Annotated in this window: 23 protein-coding genes and 1 pseudogene; 9 read left to right on the top strand and 15 right to left on the bottom strand. The window is 44.7% G+C overall.

Features of this window, described 5'->3' with window-relative positions; translation table 11 throughout:
• Positions 1 to 103: 103 nt before the first annotated feature.
• Complete coding sequence (locus tag AB4585_RS09585) at positions 104 to 697, bottom strand: TetR/AcrR family transcriptional regulator (protein ID WP_017072389.1); 594 nt, start codon at positions 695 to 697, stop codon at positions 104 to 106.
• A gap of 176 nt (positions 698 to 873) precedes the next feature.
• Between AB4585_RS09585 and AB4585_RS09590 the strand changes: the two genes are divergently transcribed.
• Together AB4585_RS09590 and AB4585_RS09595 are read left to right on the top strand one after the other, a co-directional pair.
• Positions 874 to 1,830 (top strand): AEC family transporter, encoded by a 957-nt coding sequence (locus tag AB4585_RS09590; protein ID WP_048610304.1) that lies wholly within the window; start codon positions 874 to 876, stop codon positions 1,828 to 1,830.
• A 123-nt stretch (positions 1,831 to 1,953) separates the two neighbouring features.
• On the top strand, positions 1,954 to 2,994 hold the full coding sequence (locus AB4585_RS09595) for an acyltransferase (RefSeq protein ID WP_372169686.1): 1,041 nt from the start codon (positions 1,954 to 1,956) through the stop codon (positions 2,992 to 2,994).
• A gap of 125 nt (positions 2,995 to 3,119) precedes the next feature.
• On the opposite strand, the gene AB4585_RS09600 is transcribed toward AB4585_RS09595, so the two are convergent.
• Both AB4585_RS09600 and AB4585_RS09605 read right to left on the bottom strand, forming a co-directional pair.
• Complete coding sequence (locus AB4585_RS09600; RefSeq protein ID WP_108110853.1) at positions 3,120 to 3,998, bottom strand: 6-carboxytetrahydropterin synthase; 879 nt, start codon at positions 3,996 to 3,998, stop codon at positions 3,120 to 3,122.
• A 232-nt stretch (positions 3,999 to 4,230) separates the two neighbouring features.
• Positions 4,231 to 4,685: pseudogene (locus AB4585_RS09605) on the bottom strand (helix-turn-helix domain-containing protein).
• A 110-nt stretch (positions 4,686 to 4,795) separates the two neighbouring features.
• On the opposite strand from AB4585_RS09605, the gene AB4585_RS09610 reads away from it, so the two are divergent.
• Entirely contained in the window at positions 4,796 to 5,272 is a 477-nt protein-coding gene (locus AB4585_RS09610) for a YHS domain-containing (seleno)protein (protein ID WP_017061530.1), read from the top strand.
• Here AB4585_RS09610 and AB4585_RS09615 read toward each other — a convergent pair.
• Positions 5,269 to 5,391 (bottom strand): hypothetical protein, encoded by a 123-nt coding sequence (locus AB4585_RS09615; RefSeq protein WP_017061529.1) that lies wholly within the window; start codon positions 5,389 to 5,391, stop codon positions 5,269 to 5,271. The two genes, AB4585_RS09610 and AB4585_RS09615, sit on opposite strands and share 4 nt — an antisense overlap.
• A 49-nt stretch (positions 5,392 to 5,440) precedes the next feature.
• Between AB4585_RS09615 and AB4585_RS09620 the strand changes: the two genes are divergently transcribed.
• Positions 5,441 to 6,076, top strand: coding sequence for an START domain-containing protein (locus tag AB4585_RS09620; protein WP_017061528.1), 636 nt, complete (start codon positions 5,441 to 5,443; stop codon positions 6,074 to 6,076).
• Positions 6,077 to 6,118: 42 nt separating this feature from the next.
• Here the strand turns inward: AB4585_RS09620 and AB4585_RS09625 are convergent, their stop codons facing one another.
• From AB4585_RS09625 to AB4585_RS09640, 4 genes are all read right to left on the bottom strand, one after another.
• The gene (locus AB4585_RS09625) at positions 6,119 to 6,643 is read right to left on the bottom strand and encodes a hypothetical protein (protein ID WP_017061527.1); all 525 of its coding nucleotides are present in this window, start codon (positions 6,641 to 6,643) and stop codon (positions 6,119 to 6,121) included.
• An 8-nt stretch (positions 6,644 to 6,651) separates the two neighbouring features.
• Complete coding sequence (locus AB4585_RS09630) at positions 6,652 to 7,038, bottom strand: MAPEG family protein (RefSeq protein ID WP_017061526.1); 387 nt, start codon at positions 7,036 to 7,038, stop codon at positions 6,652 to 6,654.
• Between the two features lie 626 nt (positions 7,039 to 7,664).
• Positions 7,665 to 8,132, bottom strand: coding sequence for a YjiG family protein (locus AB4585_RS09635; RefSeq protein WP_004737023.1), 468 nt, complete (start codon positions 8,130 to 8,132; stop codon positions 7,665 to 7,667).
• Positions 8,132 to 8,869 carry a nucleoside recognition domain-containing protein gene (locus AB4585_RS09640; protein ID WP_017061525.1) on the bottom strand — a complete coding sequence of 246 codons (738 nt, stop codon included), beginning with the start codon at positions 8,867 to 8,869 and terminating at the stop codon, positions 8,132 to 8,134. Before AB4585_RS09640 ends, AB4585_RS09635 begins: the two co-directional genes overlap by 1 nt.
• Before the next feature lie 525 nt (positions 8,870 to 9,394).
• On the opposite strand from AB4585_RS09640, the gene AB4585_RS09645 reads away from it, so the two are divergent.
• Positions 9,395 to 9,571: a hypothetical protein gene (locus AB4585_RS09645; RefSeq protein WP_017061524.1), complete on the top strand. Its 177-nt coding sequence runs from the start codon at positions 9,395 to 9,397 to the stop codon at positions 9,569 to 9,571.
• Between the two features lie 254 nt (positions 9,572 to 9,825).
• Positions 9,826 to 11,265, top strand: a complete 1,440-nt coding sequence (gene nhaD / locus AB4585_RS09650) for a sodium:proton antiporter NhaD (RefSeq protein ID WP_372169689.1) — start codon at positions 9,826 to 9,828, stop codon at positions 11,263 to 11,265.
• Between the two features lie 14 nt (positions 11,266 to 11,279).
• On the opposite strand, the gene AB4585_RS09655 is transcribed toward nhaD, so the two are convergent.
• The 3 genes from AB4585_RS09655 to AB4585_RS09665 form a co-directional block, all read right to left on the bottom strand.
• Positions 11,280 to 11,666 carry a hypothetical protein gene (locus tag AB4585_RS09655; protein WP_372169691.1) on the bottom strand — a complete coding sequence of 129 codons (387 nt, stop codon included), beginning with the start codon at positions 11,664 to 11,666 and terminating at the stop codon, positions 11,280 to 11,282.
• A 171-nt stretch (positions 11,667 to 11,837) separates the two neighbouring features.
• Entirely contained in the window at positions 11,838 to 12,320 is a 483-nt protein-coding gene (locus AB4585_RS09660) for a methylated-DNA--[protein]-cysteine S-methyltransferase (protein ID WP_017061521.1), read from the bottom strand.
• Positions 12,321 to 12,345: 25 nt separating this feature from the next.
• Entirely contained in the window at positions 12,346 to 13,722 is a 1,377-nt protein-coding gene (locus tag AB4585_RS09665; protein ID WP_017061520.1) for an AlkA N-terminal domain-containing protein, read from the bottom strand.
• 236 nt (positions 13,723 to 13,958) lie between these two features.
• Here AB4585_RS09665 and AB4585_RS09670 point away from each other — a divergent pair, with 236 nt between their 5' ends.
• Positions 13,959 to 14,162 (top strand): hypothetical protein, encoded by a 204-nt coding sequence (locus tag AB4585_RS09670; RefSeq protein ID WP_017061519.1) that lies wholly within the window; start codon positions 13,959 to 13,961, stop codon positions 14,160 to 14,162.
• Positions 14,163 to 14,345: 183 nt separating this feature from the next.
• Here the strand turns inward: AB4585_RS09670 and AB4585_RS09675 are convergent, their stop codons facing one another.
• The gene (locus AB4585_RS09675) at positions 14,346 to 15,236 is read right to left on the bottom strand and encodes a LysR family transcriptional regulator (protein ID WP_017061518.1); all 891 of its coding nucleotides are present in this window, start codon (positions 15,234 to 15,236) and stop codon (positions 14,346 to 14,348) included.
• 154 nt (positions 15,237 to 15,390) lie between these two features.
• On the opposite strand from AB4585_RS09675, the gene AB4585_RS09680 reads away from it, so the two are divergent.
• Both AB4585_RS09680 and nagB read left to right on the top strand, forming a co-directional pair.
• Positions 15,391 to 15,744, top strand: coding sequence for a DUF413 domain-containing protein (locus AB4585_RS09680; protein ID WP_017061517.1), 354 nt, complete (start codon positions 15,391 to 15,393; stop codon positions 15,742 to 15,744).
• Positions 15,745 to 16,350: 606 nt separating this feature from the next.
• Positions 16,351 to 17,151, top strand: coding sequence for a glucosamine-6-phosphate deaminase (gene nagB / locus AB4585_RS09685; RefSeq protein ID WP_017057618.1), 801 nt, complete (start codon positions 16,351 to 16,353; stop codon positions 17,149 to 17,151).
• Positions 17,152 to 17,378: 227 nt separating this feature from the next.
• On the opposite strand, the gene AB4585_RS09690 is transcribed toward nagB, so the two are convergent.
• From AB4585_RS09690 to AB4585_RS09700, 3 genes are all read right to left on the bottom strand, one after another.
• Positions 17,379 to 17,915: an MltR family transcriptional regulator gene (locus tag AB4585_RS09690; RefSeq protein WP_198592367.1), complete on the bottom strand. Its 537-nt coding sequence runs from the start codon at positions 17,913 to 17,915 to the stop codon at positions 17,379 to 17,381.
• Positions 17,916 to 17,965: 50 nt separating this feature from the next.
• A complete protein-coding gene (locus tag AB4585_RS09695) occupies positions 17,966 to 19,114 on the bottom strand; it encodes a mannitol-1-phosphate 5-dehydrogenase (RefSeq protein ID WP_009846102.1) in 1,149 nt (382 codons plus the stop codon).
• A gap of 183 nt (positions 19,115 to 19,297) precedes the next feature.
• Positions 19,298 to 21,190: a PTS mannitol transporter subunit IICBA gene (locus tag AB4585_RS09700; protein ID WP_136974018.1), complete on the bottom strand. Its 1,893-nt coding sequence runs from the start codon at positions 21,188 to 21,190 to the stop codon at positions 19,298 to 19,300.
• Positions 21,191 to 21,324: the final 134 nt, after the last annotated feature.

Consider the following 21,324-nt stretch of genomic DNA (forward strand, 5'->3'; position numbering starts at 1 on the left):
TTAGTGTAAAAAATGGCGATAGCGCTTTTTATGGCTGCTTGCCGCCACTTCTCTTAAAATTTCTTATAAGCCTTAGTTAAACAAAACTCAGATGCTTTGCGAGCTAAACCTCTTTCCAGCTAGCGATTAAGCGCTGTACACCACTCCAAAAGTGGGTGTGGCTCGCTTGTTGGCCTCGTAACGAGTAGAACAAGTTGGCACTCAAGTAGAGGCCGTATAACTCAAAGGTTGCCTGTTTAGGATCTAAATCGGCTCTGAACTGTTTGCTCTCAACCGCTTTTGCTACCTGAATCGTCAAGTAATCAATCCACACTGAAATGGTTTTCTGCAGTGCTTTCTGAATCACAGACGTTTCACTGCCCGCATCTTTCCATGCATCAATAAACATGCAACTGCCTTGGAATGAATGGTTCCAGCCCAACCAATTGTCGAGCAGCTGTTTCAATTTCGCTTCAATATCACCATCTCCCAGCTCTCTTGCGGGAATGATGACTCTTTCGGTGAATATGGCGTTGGAATACTCGAGTACAGAGAGTTGCAGGTTTTCTTTAGAGTTGAAGTGTGCAAACAAGCCACTCTTAGACATGCCACACTGCTTGGCTAACTCGCCAATCGTCAAACTCTCAAGCCCATTCTCACTTGCAAGCGCGAATGCATGGCTCAAAATATACTCTTTGGTTATCTTTCCCTTACTCATTATTCACCAATAATAAATCTGATACATTATTTTTAGCACGTTCGTTCTTTTTTTCAAGATTTTTTACTTAACCCTAGGTATTCATTTTGTCTTATCAAAGAACTGTGGAAAAATGCGACAGTATTCAAAGGAATTTGAGTTAACCGATTATTGAGTTTAATAACTAGGGAAAGAGAATGAACACACTTTGGGAACAGTTTGCGTTTTCGGCGTCGGTAACAGGCCCTATCTGTTTAATGCTGTTTCTTGGTGTGATGCTCAAGCGAATCGGCTTAATCAATGACAATTTCATTGATGTCGCATCTAAGGTGGTATTTCAAGTCACCCTGCCCGCGATGCTATTTCTGAGTATTGTTCAATCGAATCACAACTTTTCAGCCAGTAGCGCGTTAGTTGCGTTTGGCGTCATCGCTAACTTTGTCTTTTTCTTGTTCACGATTTTCTCAACCAAATTAGTATTTAAAGGTTCGAAAGATCAAGGTGTGATTGTCCAAGGTGGATTCCGCGCCAATACCGCGATCATCGGCCTCGCCTATGTAGCTAATATTTATGGTAACCAAGGCGTGGCATTGGCGGCTATCTATGTCGCATCCCTAACCGTGCTGTATAACATTCAAGCCGTAATTGCACTGACACCCAAAGGCGAAGACACAGGCGCGAAAGCGATTAAAGTGATCGCTAAGTCGATTACCAAAAACCCATTGATCATCGCTATTTTCTTAGCGGTCGTCTTCTATGCACTTTCGATTCCTATCCCAAAAATGGTCACTGATGCTGGTCAATATTTTGCCAACATGACGTTGCCTTTAGCACTGCTGTGTACCGGTGGGTCGCTCGATATCAGCTCGCTCAAACAAGAAAAGTTATCGACGTGGTTTGCCTCTAGCTACAAGTTAATTGCCTCACCGTTACTGATTACATTGGCGGCTGGGTACTTAGGATTTGAAGGGCTCGATCTCGGGCTTATCTTCTTGATGAGCGCGGCACCAACGGCAGCGGCAAGCTACGTTATGGCTCGTGCGATGGGAGGAAACTCAACACTGGCGGCTAACATCATCGCGCTTACTACTGTTGTTTCTCTTATCACTTGTACTCTCGGTATTTTTGTACTTACTGCAATGGATTTAATATAGCTGCGACAGGCTTCAAAAAACCGACACTAGCCTTGAAACAAAGGTCATAAGCCTTGATTTAGGACTAACTGGTTGGGCATAAAGACTGCTAGATTTCGTAAAAATTTTACTAAGAGATCTGATATGTCTTCCGTTCAACATACGCCTTCACAACACATCGCCAGTATCGAGTTAGGCCGAGTGATTGCTATCTTGGCGATCATTGGTTTACACGGTCAAATGGCACTCACTTATTGGCAAATAGATGAAGTGCCTTGGATCGGTTATGTACTCAACCAAACCGCTCGTTTTGCGGTACCTCTGTTTTTCCTAATTTCCGGTTATCTTATTCAGCCCAAGCTGACTGCCTCCCCGTGGCAAACCGTCATTAATTACTCGAAACCACTCCTCAAGGTTTGGGTGGTTTGGAGCATCATTTGCCTAGTCATGCCATTCAACCTCGCGAAGGTGGAAGAGTTCGGTTACTTAGGCGAACGCCAAGACTATTGGGGCTTTTTAATGAACACCCCACTTAACTCTTTCTTAGAGGGTGGATTGGTTCATTTATGGTTTATTCCCGCTCTGGTTTGTGCAGTTTTGATCATTGCTTTGATAGTCGAAATGAAACTCGACAAACTGCTATTACCAGCGGCCATTGTACTTTACGTTTATGGTGTTTTAGCGGGCAGCTACGCGAACTTGACCGAACTCTGCGCACCTTTCTTTACTCGTAACGGCCCGTTCTTTAGCACGTTAATGGTGACCTTAGGTTTCCTCATTCGTCAGAATCAATGGAAGGTGTCATCCGCTAAAGCGCTGGCGTTATTAGCGTTAAGCATGTTGATTCATTTTGCTGAGGCATCATGGCTCACCACGTTCGACGTCGGATTCAACATGAATGATTTCTTGTTTGGTACGGCACTATGGGGAATGGGCGTATTTATGTGGCTTTTGGCTAATCCAAACATCGGCGACTATGCGTGGGTTCGCGCGATCTCGAATCGTATGTTAGGCATCTACGTTTGCCATTTGCTGATCATTATCGTGCTGTTCAATGTCTGTGGAGTCTTAGGCATTACGGAATTGACAAAAGACGTTACGGTATTTTTTGGCACCGTATTGTTGAGCTTCGGGTTGGTTGTTGGAATCGAAAAAACACCACTGCGACGCGTGCTGCTTCGTTAGTGTTTGTGCCTAACATCATCAGCTAAATCAGTTTTAAAGAGTCACAAAAAGTAAAGGCAAGATAACGGATTATCTTGCCTTTATTTCATCATGTCAGTAATGAGACTGTGTCACTCGCTGGAGTGTTATCGGAACGCCATTGCGCCCTTGCCAACACCTTCATAAGCGACGATTTGTAGTGATTGGTTCTCTGCTAGGCTAGGTTCAACTTGATCCGCGATATAGCCAGCAAGTAATTCCACCGTGGTATCTGTCGGTAAAATTTCCGTCTCACTCTTAGCAATCGCTAGCTCAAATTCGCCTTGTGGCGCGGTGTAGCGGAAGCCATAGTGACTTTCATCATTAACACTGTTCGCGTTTTCACTCAGGTTAAGTGATGAAACTGAAACTTGGTCTTCTTTAGAACCTAAATAAATGTCTTCCCAACGCTGAGCAAATGCTTGTTCACGTTGCCCGTCACGCTGACCATCGACCACGATTTCTACTGGAGAACGGTGACCATGCGCGATGCGCTGGCAGTTACCATCATGCTTTTTCAAACCGTGAGTATAGTGGTAGAACGCACCATTAATGTTTTCATGGCGAAGGGTAATCTCTAACCCTGTGACGTTACTTGGAAGGTTGTCGCGAAGAATATCATAAACATGAGCGGTCACACTCTCGATGGTGATCGCTTCAGCGTCAATCAGACAGTAAGCTTCATCTGGGCAGTGCAGGTGCAGGCTCTTGTCACCGCGCAACACATCTACCTTAGAGTAACCGGCTTTGCTTGCTTGATGCACGATTGCAGAGTTTTTCATTGGCAGCAGTAAGCGGTGGTCAACATGTTGATCAACCAACTGTTTGATCTGCTTTTTGACCTTACTAAAATCCAGCACCATGCTCATTTCATTAAGTTCACCAGACATGGTGACATCTAAAATCCAACTATCTCCTACGACCCCTCTGTGTTCACAGATGTATGAAGAATCGATAACGGTAAGGTCTCTTACAAATAGGTTCAAGTTGAACTCCTTAATACTTTAATGAGATACGGGAGGCTGAATAATGTTCAGCAGGCACTTCGTCTCATTGGTGTCTAGATAAAATAGGACGGGCAGGATGTTACAACGAGCTTATAAAGTCCACCTTTTTACACCCTCTTCCGATAAAAGAACAAACTACATACAATTTCCGCTAAAACATAGACCAGCCAGATACGAATAGCCATAAATCGGGTGGGGATTGCCTGCCGTTTCACGACGCATTTTGCTTTAGCCAAAGGCGCGGCGACACTCCGGCAACATGTTGAAAAGCACGTGAGAATCCTGAATAGCTATTGTAACCCACTTCATCAGCGACCCAATTGATCGGCTTATTTTGCAATAACAGAGATTGAGCAACAGAGACTCGCCACTTTTGCACATAATCTCCCGGCGTTTCACCCACTTCCCGTTTGAACGCTTCAATAAACTGAGTACGAGACATCGCGACCAGTGACGCCATTTCGGCAAATAAACAATGCAAGGCTGCGACAAATGCCTGTGTTCCGTGTGAGCGCTAGACAAGCTCAACTCCTCCGCGCTCAATACATGAAGGTGGCCCTCTTTACCTTGTTGCGCGTTAAATGACGATACTCCACACAGGTTTCCAGAATAGAAAACGCCAGTGCGTATCGAGAAGTGTTCCATTAGTTGTGAAAGCAGATCCATGCATCCTCCGAACGATTCGCTTAGTTTTTAGTTCTTTTGTCCCTCTATAGACCGGACGAGTGGGCTAAATTATTTCAAACAAGATAACCAACACTGACAAGGAACTTGATATGTCACACATGAAATCGACCAGTCAAAAAATCACTCTAATGGCCGAGTTACTAGGCACCAGCTTTTCGTTAATGGCAGCAGACCTTGATATGAGTGTCGACAGCAATAACCTCGCAATTAAAGGCTATGATCCTGTCGCTTACTTTGCCAATGAAGGTCCAGTAAAAGGCACATCTGAGTTCACAGCGACCTATAAGAACGCGATCTATAACTTTGCGAGCAGTGAAAACAGAGATGAATTTCGAGCCAATCCAGAAGCCTATGCCCCTCAATATGGCGGTTACTGCGCGTTTGGAGTAGCCATGGGTAAGAAGTTTGAAACCGATCCTCTCGCTTGGAAGGTGGAAGATGGAAAGTTGTATCTGAACTTAGACAAATCGGTTCAGAAACGCTGGCTGGAGAATACACAAGAGTTCATCCAAGACGCCAACAGCAACTGGACAACCATCAAAACCGTAGAAGCCTATAAGCTCTAGCCTACAGCGCTTATCCATTGCCCAAGAATAAAACGGAAGCGACCGAACGCTTCCGTTTTCATTGGGATTTTCCCCAAAGAGGCCAACCCAAAGCGATTGGCAACACCTACTAAGTCCATTTCTATTCTATACTCCTAGCAGATAAGCTTTTCTTTTTATGGAAGAATAATGACATTACCTAAGATTTTGGTACTCGGCCTCTGCGCCCTATCGACACTGACTTATGCCAACCCATGGCAGTTCGTCAAAAGTGAAGATGGCATCATGATTGATAAAAGGCCACACAGCGAAGGCTTGGTCGAAATACGAGCACAGATGCAAACGCCCACCACTTACTCCGGTTTTTTACTGTTATTGGAAGACAGTGAGAACGTGCCAAACTGGATAGATAATGTATCGCAAAGCCGTGTGTTGATGCAGATATCTGAAGATGAAAACATCGTCTATACCCAATTCAAAGCACCGTGGCCTGCCAGAGATCGAGACATGGTGACCTACTCAAAATACAGCATCGAGGGTGGGCAGTTTGTTTTGTCGATAAAGGATGCGTCGAACTATTTGGCGAAAGAGTCGGGGTACATTCGAATCTACGATGTGGACGCACTTTGGACACTGCAACCGCTGACTAATGGCAATACCTACATCACCTACACCGCGTATGCGAACGCAGGGGGCATCTTGCCAAATTGGTTGATGAACAAGTTATCGATAGGCAGTGCACTGAGCACGTTTAAGGGGCTAAAAGAACAGTTACCAAAGTACCAAGGCCAACAGCACCCTAACCTGCCAAATGAGTCTCGCTAACGATACAAGTCGATAAGTAAATGGAGGCATTAAGGTTAAAGATTAAGGTCTTCTAGCGAGGTCGCGAGCTAAGATAAGCGCCAAGCCAAATACTTGAAGAAACAGGGCGATGTTCTTATAGAAAGCCATTTTCTCATCAAGCCTTTGGATTAACTCAACCAAGGTCAGGTTATCCAAATAGTAATCATCGATTCGAGTTCGTTGCGCTTCTTGTGCACTGTTTATCAGCATCATCAGTTTCGGTAAGTGAGCCAAAGAGATACTTGGCACTTCGCTACTCACCCAACGCCTAAGTTGCCCACGCAGTGCTTCGTCGAGAACCGTGGTCGGCTGCACCGTTTCTGGTTTATCAAGGTGAATCAAAATCGCTTCACGCTTGCGCTCTAGGGTTTCAATCGTATTCCAAGCAAGCTGTATTGAGTACACATTGCCGTATTTGCGATCGTTGTACTCCGCTTTCTCAGCTTCAATTTTATCGAGCACCAAGCTCGACATGACAATCGCCATGATGTTGAGTATCAAGCCTGCGAGGACAATCGCCCAAGCAGGAGGAAGACGCAACGCCATAATGCTCCCTAGAACATTTTATCAAAAGGTAGGTAAGCTAAGTTTAGGACAATCAAAGAGATCATGCAGATAAGCGTTAACACCATACCCACTTTTCGACCTTTGAAGTTCTTCGCTAAGATCCCTTTCGCATGAATCACACGCCCCAGAATAAACGCCACACCAATGACATGAATCAGCCACACACCGGCGCCATTCATCTCTAACAATCCCATCAAAATAACGGTGATTGGGATGTAATCCATAGCATTACTTTGTGCCGAACGTGCTATCTGTAACGACTCGACACCGCCATCAGCATGAGCAACAAGATTGATTCGCCTTTGCTTGATCACCTCTATTGCTAACCAAATCATTACGATCGTCAGCAAGGCTGCGTAAAGTGCTGTAACCATCATATTTCCCTATTATTTTGTGTTTACTCAGTGTTCTTTGTTATCTGTTCGACAACACCCGCCGAGATAAAATGAAAATCGCACCCGAGTACTTGTAAGAGATCTCTCACACCGAACGTAAGAGATCACAATCAAGCTTCGCAGAAAATTCCTAAAATACAAAACCAAGCCCTTGTTTTGTATGAATCCACGCATATTTCTTTCGATCAGTGGGTACATTTATTTATTAGGGTGGATTGTGAGCAAAGCCTCTGCAGTGTTTAATACACATGTCGACAGGGAGTTGGCAGGAACAGGAAAAAGCCTAACGGATTAGGTATCTTCAGGATGAAGATTTGATGGCTTAGGATGAGTTATCAGCAAGGAAGTTATGCTCTAGGATAGAGTCGCTTATCAGGATGATGAGTTTGCAAGGACACCGCTAGGACGGCGATGAATTGGATAGGTTAAAGGATTTAGCCACGTCAAGGAACGATGCAGGGAGCACCAGTTACCTATTGAAAGATAAGTAACGCGCAGTAGCAGGATGGCTACGAAAAGAATAGACCCCGTTTGGTGAAAGCCAAACGGGGTTTCCTTTTTTGTAACGTCTGAAAGCTGTTCGCAGCTAACCGTTCAAAGTCACGTTACAAAATAATGTTCATCAAGAACATTGCACCAAACGCATTCAATACCGAAATCGCGATCATCACCGGGATGTAGCGACCTTCAGTACCAATTGGTCCCATAATACGGCCCATGTATTGCACCTGAGAGCCCATCAAGTAGATAGCTGGCGCCAAGATAGCTATATGGTTGCCGTTCAGAATACCTTGGTCAAACAGCGTGATAACCACGCCCACCGCGCCACCCATCGACATCCACGCACCGATCAATACCGCTGCCGCTTCGCCAGGTAAACCAAATACCGCCATAATTGGAGCAAATACACTGCCCATCAAATCCAGCGCACCCGTTATCTGCAATGCCTTGATGATCACAAACGCCATCAGAACATTCGGTACCGTAGAGGTAGTCGCAATAACCCAGCCTTTCTTAGCACCTTCAACGAAAATATCAGTAACCATTGGTTTCTTTGCTTTAACTTCGCTCATTATGCTACTTCCTCTTCCAGTTTTTGTTCTTTGTCTGATTTTGGTTTGTCTTCTTTGCCTTCAGTAATGTTGAGGTAAATACGGAACAGATTCGCGCCGACAAACTTAAAGATAAACATCACAGCGACAGCCAAACCAATTGACGATGTCACCGCTAAAGAGCCGTCCATCGCGGTTAGAGTGAACAGCACCGCACCTGAAGAGAAAAAGTTAACGATCGCCGCACCCGCCGTAAACTGGAACATGGTGAAGACATCGGTTTCACGCTTAGTCAGATGTCCTTCGTCTTTCAGCTGACGTGTCATCGCTGCGCCAGCATCGGTACTTTGCAAAGAAGCGATCAGTGCCAAGCCTGAGTTACCCGGAATACCCATCAGAGGGCGAAGCAGAGGTGTCAGTAGTTTACGAGCCGCATCCAGTGCACCGTAGTGCTCAAGTACGTTGATCATACCCAGTGCAAACATCACGGTCGGAATAAGTGTCAAAGCAAAAATGAAACCGTCGCGAGCACCACTACCGCCTTTACCACGCAGTGACGTCGTTGCCGCTTGAATACCATCGGCCGTTTCACTCACATCGTAAGCGACCTTACCGAATGAACCGTTGAGCGTTGTAAAATCGAACACTCCATACCATTCATTGGACTGCATTAAGCCTGAAAAGAACACCATCGCGAACGCGAGTGCGATATAGCTGCCGATCGTGACTTTACGATCGGTTTTGGTTGGATTAGTCATAAGGACCTCTATACATCTCGTTTATGTGGAACAGAACACGTATAGATAGTGCAAACTAATGAGCGAAAGGTTAATGACCAAAATCAAATAGCGTATCGGTTTAAATAAAAGAAGCACAGCAACATATAAAACTGTGATTTGGATTTAAAAGCAGGACCATACGCTAAATAAATTAGAATATTTCACATACAAAACTAAAAAATCTTGCTTCAACAGCGCAACCAAAAACGCACACAATCGCCACACAAGTCTGGCTTCTAGTGAGAAGTTTTTACCTAGTGCGATCTCTGATAATGCTGTAAGAGATCTCTTATATTGTTTTTCTGGTCAATTTTAATTCGATTATAATACAGAGACTTAAAAAGTGATTTTGCTTCCAGAACGCAACCGTTTTCCCTTAGTTGATTGAGTTTTGAGCCAAGCGCAAACAGTGAGCCATTTTATAAAGAATTTGAGCTTAATTCGAAATTTCAGCCCTCAGAGGTGCTATAGACTTCGCGCAGCCAATATAGAAGGAGAACGGTGATGACTATGGAAATGAGAACGCTTAAATATCAAGTAATGGGCAAAGGCATGTGGATCACTGCAACAGTATCTCGCGTAGTAGCGGACAAACTTGCGCTTGAATACCAATCCTATGGCTGGCCTGTTGAAGTATGTGCAGCAGAACAAACACTGACGTTTGATCTCAATGCTGCATAATGTTGGCAATTTCGAATAAGCTCTATCGGCACTGAGTCCGGTAGGGCTTTTTCTTTGGTCTTTAGTCTTTAGTCTTTAACTTAAGTGTGGAAGACAGTAATTTTGAGTATGTAAGACCGTATTTCGTTCACATCACAGTCTATTCCTTTCATTATAATCTATTGAATTATTAAGATATCTATCACACTGCACATGGTTATTTAGGTCTACTCTTTTACCCGTGTTAATAACTTATTAACTTCGGAGCGTAATCCATGTTAGGTATCCAGCTTTCTGCTGTTCTCTCTTTGTTACTCTTTTCTTCGGTAGCAGGTGCTGCCACTTCTCAGTTGGGAGAACCACTCAAGCTCACCAACTCATTCGCTGGCTACCTATCCCTGACCATTTTCGTTGTCGCCTACATCGTGGTGATGATGGAAGAGTACCTAAAGCTCCGAAAATCTAAGCCAGTGTTACTTGCAGCAGGACTGATCTGGATAATCATTGGTTTTATCTACCAAGAACACAACCTTGTTGAAGTCGCTAAGCAAGCACTCGAACACAACTTACTGGAATACGCTGAGCTGTTACTTTTCCTACTCGTCGCCATGACCTACATCAGCGCCATGGAAGAGAGAAGACTGTTTGATGCGCTGCAAGCGTGGATGGTGGGCAAAGGCTTTAATTTCCGCTCTCTGTTCTGGCTAACCGGTATTCTGGCCTTCTTTATCTCACCGATCGCCGACAACCTCACCACAGCTCTATTGATGTGCGCCGTGGTTCTGAAAGTCGCAGGATCTAACCCTAAATTCGTTAACCTAGCCTGTGTGAATATCGTGATAGCCGCTAACGCTGGCGGCGCGTTCAGCCCATTCGGTGACATCACAACGTTGATGGTGTGGCAGGCTGGTTATGTGAGCTTCAGTGAATTCATTCCCTTATTTATTCCTTCAGTGATGAATTACCTCGTCCCTGCAATGATCATGTCTTACTTTGTTCCCACAACCCAACCCGACACGGTGCATCAGCACGTTGAATTAAAACGCGGTGCAAGACGCATCGTGTTGTTGTTCATCATGACCATCGGCACTGCGGTTGCTTTCCATGCCGTACTCCACTTCCCTCCAGTAATGGGCATGATGATGGGGCTGGCGTATCTACAGTTCTTTGGTTATTTCTTGCGTAAGACCTTACCAAATTCACTGGCGAAGAAAAAAGCGGTGGCGATTGCCAACAATGATGGGGGGGCATTGAAGCGACTCGGTTCAGTCGTGCCCTTTGATGTATTTCGAAGAGTGTCCCATGCCGAATGGGACACTCTGCTGTTCTTCTACGGCGTGGTAATGTGTGTAGGTGGCTTGAGTCTACTGGGATACTTGGAGCTTGCCTCTGGCGTGATGTATAGCCAATGGGATCCAATTTGGGCCAACATCATGGTGGGGATCTTATCTGCGATTGTCGATAACATTCCGGTGATGTTTGCCGTGTTATCGATGGAACCTCAAATGTCGATGGGTAACTGGCTACTGATCACCTTAACCGCAGGCGTTGGCGGCAGCTTGTTATCTATTGGTAGTGCGGCAGGTGTGGCGTTAATGGGCGCGGCGCATGGCAAATACACCTTCTTTGGCCACTTGAAATGGATGCCAGTGATCATGATTGGCTATGCCGTCAGTATCGCTGCACACCTATGGCTTAATGGCGTTCTTTTCTAATTCGGAGATCTTTTCTAGTTCGAACTGTCTTTCACAGGCTTATCTACAAGTGTCCAGACGTTACTCAATTGTATCGCTGGACATTGGTTGCAAGTTAGCATCTCGCCCTTCTGTTGAATGCGCATCACTAGTCTAGAGTCAGTTCGGCTGCTTCCAGAATTGAATTCAATGGTGATCAAGTCATCATCAACACGATAGGTTCGAGTCACGGAATTATCCGTTGTTTGATAAGTCACTTGCCCGGATTCAAAAAGTAGATAACTGTCATTATCTGCGTTCTCATACATACCTTTGAACAGAGCAAGCTGTGGAACCTCGAAAGGTCGGCTGGTATCAGTTAAACAACCTGTCAGCAATAATGCAGAGCTGCAGCCAAATATTAGTAAGGGGAATCTATTCATTTGGGCATCCTTGCCTAGAGAACATAGTCAAAGAATATGCAACCAAATCGATATTTCCCAGAAAGCGTTGATTTTAATGCAAAGTCATATTTTAAGAACCACTCGCCTTCACCATTAAGTAGTACGAGATATTCAGCCAGCATCTCGACAGGCTCATGGCTAAATCGCTTGCTAGTCTTGCTCTCTTCCCTCTATCACCAATAAGTGCTGTTTACGTTCTACGCCACCTGCATAACCCGTCAGTTTGCCGTTTTTACCAATCACACGGTGACACGGCACAATCACTGAAACCGGATTTTTGCCATTCGCCAAACCCACAGCACGAACGGCTTTCGGATTGCCTATCGCATCGGCCAGTTGTGCATAGCTCCAAGTCTCTCCATAAGGAATGGTCGTCAGCGCCTGCCAAACCGACTGCTGAAATGGCGTGCCCTTGGCTGCAATCGGCACAGAAAACTGAATAGCTTCGCCCGAGAAATAGCGATTAAGCTGCTCGATAGCCAATGCAAAGATCGGAAAGCTATCATCTTGAACACCCAACGGTTCCGGCTTGGTGGTATGTGTCTCGAACCAAAGGCCGAGCAAGCCTTCATCGTTCGCCTGTAACGTCACGGTTCCCAATGGGCTCTCATAGTAAGTAAAACGGTTGTCCATGATATCTCCTAGCTTAGTATTCCGATTAAGACTGATTCCAACAGTGGAACGTGGCGTAACTACCCCAAGGCGAAACACTCTCCGTGTTGATGGCGGGGCGATGCTCAATAAACTTCTTCACCACCAAGTCACCAACCAACAGATGATTAGGTTCGCTTAACCCGCGAAGCAGTGCATATTGAATAGTCCAAGGCCCAATCCCTTTTAGCTCAATCCATTTGGAAGGATGCTCAGCTTCATTGTCGACCATGTATTCGGCAAAACGCTTTAGGGTCTCTTTGCGGCTTCCCGGCATTCTCAAGAAGCTAACATCAGCGTCCGCTATCTGTTTTGGTGTTGGGAAGCTGGCTTTCTCATGTTCATCAGAAAGCTCTTTGACCAATAAGTTAAGCTGACCAATCGCCGCGGTTACCGAAACTTGCTGTCCTAGAATCGCTCTCACGCCTGCCTCCCAAGCACTCCACACGCCAGGAATACGGATACCACTCTTAGCCACCAAGTTAGGATCGATAGTCGTAAAGAACGTCTCAACCTTGGCAATATCGACATCAAGATCAAACATACGGCGGATATTCGCAATCAAGCTTCTTAATTGGCTTATATCATCCAACTCGAATTCAATATCCAAGCGGTTATCTTTGGCTAAAGTCGCCTTGAACCAACCCTTTGACCCGTTCACATTTACCGTGCGCTTATAATAATCTTCGCCAACGCCTTCTAAGCCCTCAATCATTCTTCGTCGATAAAACCTCAACAAGTGGTTCCAATCTAAGGGTCCATGAAAACCAAGCTGAATATGATTACTCTGAGTGTCACTTGGCTTCGCTCGCCTAATTTGGCTTGGCGAAAGCTGCAGCTCTTTTTGAAAGGCATCATTAAAACGGCGCGTACTATTGAAGCCACTAGCAAAGCCGACATCAGTAATGCTCATGCTACTGGTGTGCAGCAACTGCTTGGCAAACATCAATTGACTGTACAGACTATATTGCTTGGGTGACACGCCGATGTAATTGTCGAATAAGGTTCGTAAATAACGATCTGAAATACCTAACCGCGTTGCAAGGTCGACGATAGATCCTGAATTCAGAGCGCCATTATCAATCAACTGCATCGCACGTAAGAAAGTGGTTTCGACGCCCTTCCAAGCCGGCGAAAAAGGTGCGCTGTCTGGTCGACAACGTAAACAAGGACGATATCCCGCTTTCAATGCTTGAGCTTGATGGGAAAAATATTCGACGTTTTCTTCTTTGGGTGGTGTGGCTGGGCAAATCGGGCGACAAAAAATTCCTGTCGTTTTCACCGCTGTAAAAAACATCCCATCAAAGCGAGCATCTCGTGCATATCGAGCCAAATGGCACTGCTCACTGGTTAAGCTGCTGTTGTGATTGATCTTTTTCGACATGCCGTACTCTTCCCACTTACCATAGCGTTTGATCCGATACCTAAAAGTTTACCGTGAACCACCATTGTCGCTAGCCACTTTCGGAAGCGAAGGTCAGATAAATCACAAAAAAGGGTTTTAATTTTATTCAATTCGACTAAATTTAACCTAGAGAGGACATTCTTCTCACAACGTCAACGATCGGTACTTAGCACGCCAAGATGCAGAGACCTATCGAATATAAAAAGGAAAAGGCTATGGTTCTACACACATGTCGTATTGTTTTATCAAATCAACAGGTTCTCACCAGTCAATCAGTCGAGCAGTCTCTAAGCTTTCTTGAAGACAAAGCGGACAACGGGATTTCTATGATCGAGATTGACGCAACGGATGGCAATCAAATCCATTCGTACATGTCACACTCTCTTGAAGAGTCTATTGAGAATCTAATGAACCTATAGGGCTTTTAATAAAGGCTACACATACCAGGCTTAAACGATATTTATGGAATTAGAAACGATCTCTAGTTCCGAAAAGAAGTACATTTCTGGTTTAAAACAAAAATGGCTCCCAACTATACAATTAGTTGGGAGCCATTTTTTATTGAATCTAATCAGCAAAGCCACTGCTTACCGCGAATGCCGTTACTCAGGTGCTTGTTCAGCGGCTTGCTGCAATGTGTAAGCCGTCGATGGGTCAATCTCATTAACCAACTTCTCAACCTGCATGATCGCATCAACCGAGGTACTGCTTTTACGGTAGCTCAGATAAATTGGGAGATACCAGTCTTCAACCCCTTTCACCTTGTGCAGCTGACCCGAATCGATAAAAGGTTCGACTAGAGACACCGGAAGATACGCACTGCCGCCTTTCTCTAAAATGAAATCGAGGGCGATACGGGCTGTAGAGGTACGTAGGTACGGTGCTGGCACTTTAGGGTGACGTTCTGCGTGTTCAGAACCAAAGCGCGTTCCCCAATCCACATAAACATACTTATGTTGAAATACAGATTCCAGATCATCTTGCTGCGTTGATACCAACACCAAAACCAAGTCAGCGACTTTTTTACAGTTCAGCTCTTCTGCTTTGATCTGATCGAACGCGAAAGCCATATCTAAGGTTCGTTCTAACAAATTACGGTTCAGTTGCTCGCGCCCCATCACCTCTGCCATAAAGCCGTAACCACCAAAAGAGTCGGTTACCACACTTAAACAGTTTTGCAGATACGCATCCCAAATATTCGGCGTGCCGCCCAGCGTTAACTGCAAGGCTTTACCACTCTCTAACGACAGCTCAAATTTGGCTTGTTGTAGGGTGGACACCATCACTTCGGCATAACCAATCAAACGTTCACCGGAAGATGTGAGTTTGATGTTATTGCGGTCACGAATGAAGAGCTGAGTATCAAAATAGCCTTCAAGCTGTTTGATCCGCGCACTCACCGCCGCTTGTGTTAAATACAAGTTTTCAGCTGCACGCCCAAAATGGCGCACCCTTGCAACCTCAAGAAAGGTTCTAAATACTTTCACATCCATCAAATACATCTCTGTAATAAATCTGCTAACTAGCCGATCTAGGATTGTTTATCGTAAAGGCAAAAACATTTTGTTTCCTATTTTAGCCTTTTAACAATATTTTCGCGTGAGCAATAAACACTAATTTCTATCTAACCACATTACTGAGGCTGATATGTCTGAGACCGAATTCCGACACGGAAAAAAACGTTTTTATGACACCATTAAATTCCCGAGAGGGTTCGCTAAGTCGGGTGATTTTACTCTTTCAGAAGAGGAAATCCTAACCTTGTTTGGTGACACTATGCTTGCACTTGAAACTGGTGAACTAGCACCAATCAATGCAGAAGAAAAACACTTCATTAAAGTGTTGTCTCACCCTCATAAGGCAAAGTCCAAGTTAGAGCGTGTTTGGTTGAAGTACATTCAACTGGCTCGTGGACGCCGTCGCTTTCACACCCTAAACGGCTGCAAACGCGGCGACGTATCTAGGGAAGAATACGAAAGTGAGTTAGTGTTAGAAGATTAGTAAAATCGCTCAAAGTGATACCTCATCACTTTGGGCTTTTTTTTGCCTTCAAACACACATCTTCTTTGTAATTGGTAAGTTTAGCCAACCTATCCATTTTTACCAATATTTATATACAATTCATAGCGATAGCGTGACTAAAACACAGCTCTCGTTCAATCTTATGGGTATTCATCCCACTGAGATTCATCGTTCTTCATCCTGCCCCTGTCTTTTATCACGATAGCGCTCCATTGCCATCATTATTTTTCTAGTTTCAACTATACGCTCAACGCTTGTTTATACTCGAAACACGTTAATGCACCAAAATTCGTCAATGGTTCGAGCGATGCCATTATTGCAATAATCGTATCAAGGCATAGAAACACACCAACCCTTTCAGGTGCTGAATTAGATCAACATTGCTGTATATGACAAACGTATTAATCTTGTTTAACGCCACCAAATATCCATACAATAATTGTGCAATTTTGAGAGTTCCAGTCACAGTTACGACGAAAAAAGCAAAAACTTGACCTAAAACAATAGCGGAACTGGATAACTTATTTTATAATGCGAATTAATGTTTCAGAACACTATAAAATTTTATTTCTAGGGGCAAAATCAATGAGACTTATTCCATTAAGCAACAAAGCTAAAGTAGGTAAATGGGCTGCTCGTCATATCGCAGATTCAATCAACAAGTTCGCTCCAACGGCTGAGCGTCCATTTGTACTAGGTCTTCCTACTGGTAGCACACCTCTAACTACTTACGCTGAGCTAATTGAACTTTACAAAGCTGGCGAAGTTAGCTTCAAGCACGTTGTAACATTCAACATGGATGAGTACGTTGGCATCGACCCTAACCACCCAGAGTCTTACCGCACATTCATGCACGAGAACTTCTTCAACCACGTTGATATCCAAGCAGAAAACATCAACCTGCTAGACGGCAAAGCTGAAGATATCGATGCTCACTGTGCAGCATACGAAGAGAAAATCCGTTCATACGGCAAAATCAACCTGTTCATGGGCGGCGTAGGCATCGACGGTCACATCGCATTCAACGAACCAGGTTCTTCTCTATCTTCACGCACTCGTATCAAAACGTTGACTGAAGACACTCGTATCGCGAACTCTCGTTTCTTCGATGGCGACATCAACCAAGTTCCTAAATACGCACTAACTATCGGTGTTGCGACTCTTCTAGATGCAGAAGAAGTGATGATCCTTTCTCTAGGCCACAACAAAGCTCAAGCGCTTCAAATGGCTATCGAAGGTTCTGTAAACCACATGTGGACTGTTACAGCTCTACAGATGCACCGTAAAGCTATCATCGTTGCTGATGAGCCAGCTCAACAAGAGCTAAAAGTTAAGACTCTACGCTACTTCCAAGAGCTAGAAGCTGAGAACATCCAAGACCTATAATTCCTATAGTCTTGAATAGAAAAAGCCACTGAATGTGGCTTTTTTTGTGCCTGCTGCTTTTGTATTTAATGGGAAGATATTTCGGATATTTTTTAGAAGCACAAAAACAACAAAGCGATTTCTCCAACGAGAGAAACCGCCATCATTTTAATCTTTGTATTGAAACGAACCAACAACTACAAGATATGTAGGGTGTGAAACAAGATAAGCAGGGCTGCAAACTAGAGCTAAGAGCTCAGCGCGTTATCTCGGCACAAGGTAGTGATAATGTCAGTGATAGCTAATACGATCGTCGACTTCACCTTTTGATTATGTCGCCCCAAGAACATTTCAAGCATTGGGCCAGACATCGTTTCCACCATCTCCGCGTCATATTCGATAGGCATAATACGCTGAATCGCGTGCACCTTGTTGAGCTCAAATATCACATCAACTTCTGTAAAGCTGGTGTCTTCACCCTGTATTTTCGCCCACTCTTTCAAGGTAACGAAAACCTCTAGATCGTCGTAGAGTTCTTTACTGATCACGCCAAGTCCGAGTAGCAACTTAGCACGAATCATGATCTCGCCTAACGGCCCACCACTGTTGAGAAGTGGCTCGACAACGAACTTAATTGCAGTGTCGTCTTTCTTAAAGATGTTTTTTAATACGGCATCTACCGTGTCGTCCAATGCATCATAAGCAGCCATTAGGCAGGCGCTAGCACTCTCAGCTTCCGAAAGGGCTTCGAGTAATTCAGTTTCATGGCTTGTTTGTATTGGCATAACGGCTCGACAATAAGAAAGTGCCACTGGTGTGGCACTTTGATGGTTTATCATTTCAATGCTAGATAAGCTTCTTCCGCTAGTTTAACAACTTCTGAGTCACTATTCAGCTCAGAATAATGCGCTAATGTCTCAGCAAAGCCTTTTTCTGCGAACATTGCTTGAAGTTCAACCGCTTGTGGGTCGTCTTCGTTCTTGTAATGGAACGCAGCAGCGATTGCTTTTACTAGGTGAGCATTCGGTAGGCCGTACTCTAATGTACCGTTTAGAGGCTTAACTAGGCGGTCTTGCGGGCTCAGTTTACGAATTGGCTGACGACCAACGCGGTCTACTTCATCACGTAGGAACGGGTTAGCAAAACGACCTAGAATCTTTTGGATGTAGGCAGCGTGTGCTTCTGGATCAAAGCCGTAACGCTTAATCAGAACCGCACCACTCTCTTCCATCGTCGCTGTTACTTCAGCGCGGATTACGTCATCTTCGATAGAGTCTTTAATAGTCTCATGACCTGCAAGCACACCAAGGTATGCCGTTACCAAGTGACCTGTGTTTAGCGTGAACAGTTTACGCTCAACGAAAGCCATTAGGTTATCAGTGCATTCCATTCCTGGGATGTTTGGAATCTCACCTTTGAATTGTGTTTGATCTACGATCCACTCGCTGAACGTTTCAACCGTTACCGCTAGAGGATCTGTTTCGCCCGCTTCTGCCGGTGGAACAATACGGTCAACCGCAGAATCAACAAAGCCAATGTGCTCTTCAGTGAACGCTTTCATTTCATCAGAAAGGTGCTCTAACACGGCTGCTTTTAATTGGCTAGTACCGCGAACCATGTTCTCTGCCGCGATGATGTTCATTGGTGCAGTGTTGTTTGCTGCTGCACGCTTTTCAATGCCTTGAGCGATAGACTTAGAGATGATTTTAAGAACCGTAGGGCCCACTGCAGTCGTCACAAGATCAGACTCAGCAATGCAATCTACTACTGCGCTTGTCGCTGAGTTTACTGCTGTCACGTTCTTAACAACTTCGACAACACACTCTTCGCCAACAATCTTAACTGGGTATTCTTGGCGTTCAATTAACGCATTTACAACCGTTTCATTTACGTCAGCAAACGTAACCTTCATACCAGCATCAGAAAGAAGCTTACCAATGAAACCACGACCGATATTACCTGCACCAAAATGTAACGCTTTCATAATTTTGACCTTATAAATATTTGAATCTAGATAGCTAACTGCTCAACAACATGCCTTGACGATGTGCCCTAGGCATTAAGCAGTAAGCTATTCAGACTGAATCTTGTTAGAAAGATTAAGACCGAAAATGAGGCCAGTAGGGGGATACCGGCCTCCTTCACTCAGGAGCTTGACTAGAGCTTTTTAGTTTCCGTTGAGAATACGTAGAACATCAGCAGGGTTTGTTGTGTTCTGTAGGCATTCCACAGCTTCTTCATCATCGAGTGAATTGGTAATAGCCATCAGCACCATGTTGTGCTCATCGCCTTGTGCGGCAATACCGATAACCATCTTCGCGATATCATCTTCATCTTCGCCCCACTGAATACCTTCAGGGTACTGACAGAAAACGATGCCGGTTTTTTGTACGTACTGTTTCGCTTCGATTGTGCCGTGTGGTACTGCGATAGACTCACCTAGGTAAGTAGACACAAGCTCTTCACGAGCAAACATGCCATCTACGTATTCTGGTGATACGTTGCCAAGTTTTACTAATTGTTCGCCAGCAAACTTGATTGCGTCTTCTTTTTGAGTCGCTTTAAGGCCAAGGAAGATGCTGTCGTCAGTGAGTGCAAGCTTGTTGCCTTCTTGCGCTGGAGCTGCAGCAGGCGCCGGAGCTTCTACTTTCGCTTCACCACTTTGAGCATCGACAAGCTCGGCAACTAGTTGGTCGTATACGCCGCCGTCTAGGAAGTTGCTTAGAGACATATGCATCGCACCTGGCACAGTGCTACGAGCACGGTCTGTTAGGTCTTTATGCGTAATAACGATTTGCGAATCAGCCGGTAGGTTGTTGATTGCGTAGTTGGTTACTTCAATGTCTAGGCCAGCTGTTGCTACTTTCTTACGTAGTAGACCTGCACCCATTGCACTTGAACCCATACCCGCATCACACGCTACATAAACTGCTTTTACATCCGCTAGGTTTACGTTTGCTTCTGCTGCTGCACCTTTAGAAGACGCTTTCATGTCTTTCATTTGTGCAGAAGCTTTCTCTAGTGAATCTTCCTCATCATCTTGCGCTGATGTTTTAAGAAGGATTGACGCTACAACAAACGATACTGCCGTTGCTGCGATAACAGATAGAATCACGCCGATGTAAGAGCCTTTTGGCGTCATCAGTAAGACTGCGAAGATAGAACCTGGAGATGCTGGAGAGATAAGGCCAGAATCGAACATTACGTTAGTGAATACACCCGCCATACCACCTGCGATTACCGCAAGAATTAGACGTGGGTTCATTAGAACGTAAGGGAAGTAAATTTCGTGGATACCACCTAGGAAGTGGATGATAGATGCACCAGCAGCAGATTGCTTCGCGCTACCTTTACCAAACACCATGTAAGCAAGTAGAAGACCAAAACCAGGACCTGGGTTTGCTTCGATTAAGAAGAAGATTGAACGACCAATCTCTTCAGATTGCTGGATACCTAGTGGAGAGAAGATACCGTGGTTGATTGCGTTATTTAGGAATAGAATTTTCGCAGGTTCAACAAAAATAGATGCTAGAGGTAATGCACCTGCTTCTACCATTGCGTTTACGCCAGCAGCAAGTCCGCCAGATAGAATCTTAACCGCAGGACCAATCACGATGAACGCGATGATCGCACAGATCATGCCGATGATACCCGCAGAGAAGTTATTCACTAGCATTTCGAAACCACTCTTCACTTTACCGTGAACAGCTTCATCGAATTTTTTAATTGCGATACCACCTAGTGGACCCACAATCATTGCACCCATGAACATTGGGATATCAGTACCAACGATAACACCCATTGTCGTGATGGCACCTACTACCGCACCGCGGTCACCACCAACCATTTTACCACCGGTGTAACCAATCAATAGTGGCAATAGGTATGTAATCATAGGGCCAACCATTGATGCTAACGTTTCGTTAGGCCACCAACCGGTTGGGATGAATAGTGCAGTAATGAAACCCCACGCAATAAATGCGCCGATGTTTGGCATTACCATATTGGATAAGAAACGACCAAAGTTTTGAACCTTAATCTTTGCTTCTGGTGATAACATAGGTAGAACCCCGTAATGTATTGGTTGGTCAAATGACCGAAAGTGTGTACTCAAAAGTCGATTAAAATGTATCACAACATTTCCAAAATGCACCTTAGCCCAACTTTCGTGATAGCCATCACACACGAAAAACA

The organism is Vibrio sp. 10N.222.49.C9 (assembly GCF_041474985.1).
Lineage (GTDB): Bacteria > Pseudomonadota > Gammaproteobacteria > Enterobacterales > Vibrionaceae > Vibrio > Vibrio crassostreae_C.

Bases quoted from the DNA above. Each gene is read 5' to 3' on its own strand.
- AB4585_RS09585 (WP_017072389.1), bottom strand. From the start codon at position 697: ATGAGTAAGGGAAAGATAACCAAAGAGTATATTTTGAGCCATGCATTC.
- AB4585_RS09590 (WP_048610304.1), top strand. From the start codon at position 874: ATGAACACACTTTGGGAACAGTTTGCGTTTTCGGCGTCGGTAACAGGC.
- AB4585_RS09595 (WP_372169686.1), top strand. From the start codon at position 1,954: ATGTCTTCCGTTCAACATACGCCTTCACAACACATCGCCAGTATCGAG.
- AB4585_RS09610 (WP_017061530.1), top strand. From the start codon at position 4,796: ATGTCACACATGAAATCGACCAGTCAAAAAATCACTCTAATGGCCGAG.
- AB4585_RS09615 (WP_017061529.1), bottom strand. From the start codon at position 5,391: ATGGACTTAGTAGGTGTTGCCAATCGCTTTGGGTTGGCCTCTTTGGGG.
- AB4585_RS09620 (WP_017061528.1), top strand. From the start codon at position 5,441: ATGACATTACCTAAGATTTTGGTACTCGGCCTCTGCGCCCTATCGACA.
- AB4585_RS09625 (WP_017061527.1), bottom strand. From the start codon at position 6,643: ATGGCGTTGCGTCTTCCTCCTGCTTGGGCGATTGTCCTCGCAGGCTTG.
- AB4585_RS09630 (WP_017061526.1), bottom strand. From the start codon at position 7,038: ATGGTTACAGCACTTTACGCAGCCTTGCTGACGATCGTAATGATTTGG.
- AB4585_RS09635 (WP_004737023.1), bottom strand. From the start codon at position 8,132: ATGAGCGAAGTTAAAGCAAAGAAACCAATGGTTACTGATATTTTCGTT.
- AB4585_RS09640 (WP_017061525.1), bottom strand. From the start codon at position 8,869: ATGACTAATCCAACCAAAACCGATCGTAAAGTCACGATCGGCAGCTAT.
- AB4585_RS09645 (WP_017061524.1), top strand. From the start codon at position 9,395: ATGACTATGGAAATGAGAACGCTTAAATATCAAGTAATGGGCAAAGGC.
- nhaD (WP_372169689.1), top strand. From the start codon at position 9,826: ATGTTAGGTATCCAGCTTTCTGCTGTTCTCTCTTTGTTACTCTTTTCT.
- AB4585_RS09655 (WP_372169691.1), bottom strand. From the start codon at position 11,666: ATGAATAGATTCCCCTTACTAATATTTGGCTGCAGCTCTGCATTATTG.
- AB4585_RS09660 (WP_017061521.1), bottom strand. From the start codon at position 12,320: ATGGACAACCGTTTTACTTACTATGAGAGCCCATTGGGAACCGTGACG.
- AB4585_RS09665 (WP_017061520.1), bottom strand. From the start codon at position 13,722: ATGTCGAAAAAGATCAATCACAACAGCAGCTTAACCAGTGAGCAGTGC.
- AB4585_RS09670 (WP_017061519.1), top strand. From the start codon at position 13,959: ATGGTTCTACACACATGTCGTATTGTTTTATCAAATCAACAGGTTCTC.
- AB4585_RS09675 (WP_017061518.1), bottom strand. From the start codon at position 15,236: ATGGATGTGAAAGTATTTAGAACCTTTCTTGAGGTTGCAAGGGTGCGC.
- AB4585_RS09680 (WP_017061517.1), top strand. From the start codon at position 15,391: ATGTCTGAGACCGAATTCCGACACGGAAAAAAACGTTTTTATGACACC.
- nagB (WP_017057618.1), top strand. From the start codon at position 16,351: ATGAGACTTATTCCATTAAGCAACAAAGCTAAAGTAGGTAAATGGGCT.
- AB4585_RS09690 (WP_198592367.1), bottom strand. From the start codon at position 17,915: ATGCCAATACAAACAAGCCATGAAACTGAATTACTCGAAGCCCTTTCG.
- AB4585_RS09695 (WP_009846102.1), bottom strand. From the start codon at position 19,114: ATGAAAGCGTTACATTTTGGTGCAGGTAATATCGGTCGTGGTTTCATT.
- AB4585_RS09700 (WP_136974018.1), bottom strand. From the start codon at position 21,190: ATGTTATCACCAGAAGCAAAGATTAAGGTTCAAAACTTTGGTCGTTTC.